Annotated in this window: 2 protein-coding genes and 1 pseudogene; 1 reads left to right on the top strand and 2 read right to left on the bottom strand. The window is 54.2% G+C overall.

Translation table 11 applies throughout. The features are described 5' to 3' along the window. Positions 1-70: 70 nt before the first annotated feature. Positions 71-286: pseudogene (locus BBW68_RS12545) on the bottom strand (group II intron reverse transcriptase/maturase); the annotation flags it as partial. A 534-nt stretch (positions 287-820) separates the two neighbouring features. Here BBW68_RS12545 and elyC point away from each other — a divergent pair. Next, positions 821-1582, top strand: a complete 762-nt coding sequence (elyC, locus tag BBW68_RS12540; protein ID WP_070135619.1) for an envelope biogenesis factor ElyC — start codon at positions 821-823, stop codon at positions 1580-1582. A 150-nt stretch (positions 1583-1732) separates the two neighbouring features. Here the strand turns inward: elyC and BBW68_RS18915 are convergent, their stop codons facing one another. Continuing rightward, complete coding sequence (locus tag BBW68_RS18915; protein ID WP_070135618.1) at positions 1733-1993, bottom strand: protein kinase family protein; 261 nt, start codon at positions 1991-1993, stop codon at positions 1733-1735. Positions 1994-2237: the final 244 nt, after the last annotated feature.

Below are 2237 nucleotides of genomic sequence, written 5' to 3'. Positions count from 1 at the left end.
GGTATTTTAAACGCACTTACTGGTGGCATAAGCCCCCTCCGTTTTGTTGCGTTTTGACTGGGAATGGGGCCAGTGCCTCTGCTATTAGAAAGTGGAACGATGCGGTAAACCGTTCTTTCTTCCGCAGCTTCTCGCACGCGTGACAGTCTCTGTGACATACTTTCCTGGCTCTGCGTCCGGCGCATGTGTGGCTGTTCCTCGTTTCCCTTGGCTCCGATCCTAACGGATTGTTCGCCAGCTTCGCAGCTACTATGAGCGAGTCCGACTTCTCCTCTCCGTACATCACCGGCTTCGGCTCCTCGTCTTCCCGGTGCCGGCCATCTCCGGCACTGGCAGATGGTCAGAGGGGAGACCTCCCGGTTCCCGCGTAGAGATCGTATTGACATGCTAGGGTCTCAGATCCCGCTGGGTCCATATGGCACTCGCATTAACACACCCCATGATGTTGCCTTCCGTAAACAATACAACGTCGGCCCCCGGGAATTTAATATACACTTTACACTTCGTGGCTCAATGGCTAGCCTGTCAACGCTTCGCTCCATACCTCGCGGTATGCAACACATGACTCGGGGACCCTGTGGATTACTGGTCCTTCAATGGTCGGGGACTTTTACCCCTTGATCTCTGACGGTCTCCCGGCGCACACCATATATATTTTGTGAAAACTTTTCTGCGATATCATCAAAGTTGCGATCCTGCATACAGACAGTTCAAGCGTGATTCAGTCGGGTATTTTGGCATACACTGAATCAGAATAAACCTTTCAGTCGCCGCTCAGCTCTCGGGTGATATTTTTTCGGACAAAAAGGAGTCCTTTTCCATGCTTTTCGCGCTGAAAAAAGTGTTCGGCGGCCTGCCGCTGCCAATGCTGCTGTTGATCATGGCGCTGGGTATTTTCTTAATCTGGTTTAGCCGCTGGCAAAAGAGCGGCAAAATTTTGATCTCCGCAAGCTGGATATTTTTGCTGCTGCTCAGCCTGCAACCGGTCGCCGATCGTCTGCTGGCACCCATCGAAGATCGTTACCCCACCTGGCACAATCAGCACCCGCTCGCTTATATCGTGGTGCTTGGTGGGGGTTATACTTGGAACGACGACTGGGCACCCAGCTCTAACATGCTCAACAACAGCCTGCCGCGCCTGACGGAAGGCATCCGCATCTGGCGTGCTAACCCGGGAGCCTGGCTGATTTTTACCGGCAGTAGAGCGCAGAACAATCCACTGAGCTCTGCTGAAGTGACGTCACGCGTAGCGCAGTCGCTGGGCGTGCCTGCCGAAGCTATTATCACGCTGGATAAGCCGCATGATACCGAGCAGGAAGCCAGTGAAGTGGCTAAAATTGTCGGTGAGCAGCCGTTTGTACTGGTGACGTCAGCTAACCATCTGCCCAGAGCGATGATCTTTTTCCAGCGCCAGGGGTTACACCCCTGGCCTGCGCCTGCAAATCAGCTGGCGGTCTCTTCTCCACTCAATCCATGGGAAAGGGCGATGCCGAATTCATTCTGGCTGGGACACAGCGAGCGGGCGTGGTATGAGAGCTTAGGCCGCTTGTGGCAATGGCTGAAGCCGCAAAGCGCTAGCTGAGCCACGGCAGCAGGGAGCGTGCGGCGAGCTTGAAACGCGGCTGGTCAGATTGTAAGGTGTGGATCAGTCACGCCACCTCTTCCCACAGGATATACAGCCAGCGGCTGGCAACGAAGCCCGCCGCTACCAGAGCGCGCTGCAGATATGCGCTCAGAATGGCCTCTCAAAGACCGGACTCGCACAGTGGGCAAAGGTCAAACTACGCGGTGCCCACAGCACCCGACCGGGATTGATCATCGCTAGGTCCCAAGCCTCTTTCAACATGCTGCTCAGCGCGAGGTTGCCGTGAACCAGCACGCATGGGTCGTCAAAACCAGCAAACAGGGCATTGAGGCTGGCACGGCTGTGAAACAGTATCTGGCGGTCGTCGATATCCAGCGCTGACGGGTGCGATAATTTGGAGTTAAACACAATAAATAAGCCACTGTATTTATCGTGTTTAATTTCAATAGAAAGAGAAGATACCCGAATTGATACCCGTTTAAATTTCGCTCCCTATTGAGGAACAAAACGGGCTATTACGTTGCCCTGTACCACGCCTGCCAACGATAGATGTTTGTCCGCAACTCGCGCACACATTCCGTTGTTTGGGTATCCGCCTGCAGGTCTTCGTCGCTGTCCCGCCCGACTTCACTTGCCTTGATGGTTAGGAGAT

The organism is Candidatus Erwinia dacicola, from assembly GCF_001756855.1.
Taxonomy (GTDB): domain Bacteria; phylum Pseudomonadota; class Gammaproteobacteria; order Enterobacterales; family Enterobacteriaceae; genus Erwinia; species Erwinia dacicola.
The sequence above is the reverse complement of the archived record's forward strand: the minus strand, read 5'-3'. Positions and strand labels throughout refer to the sequence as shown.

Coding starts and splice junctions, on each gene's coding strand:
- elyC (WP_070135619.1), top strand. CDS start 821: ATGCTTTTCGCGCTGAAAAAAGTGTTCGGCGGCCTGCCGCTGCCAATG.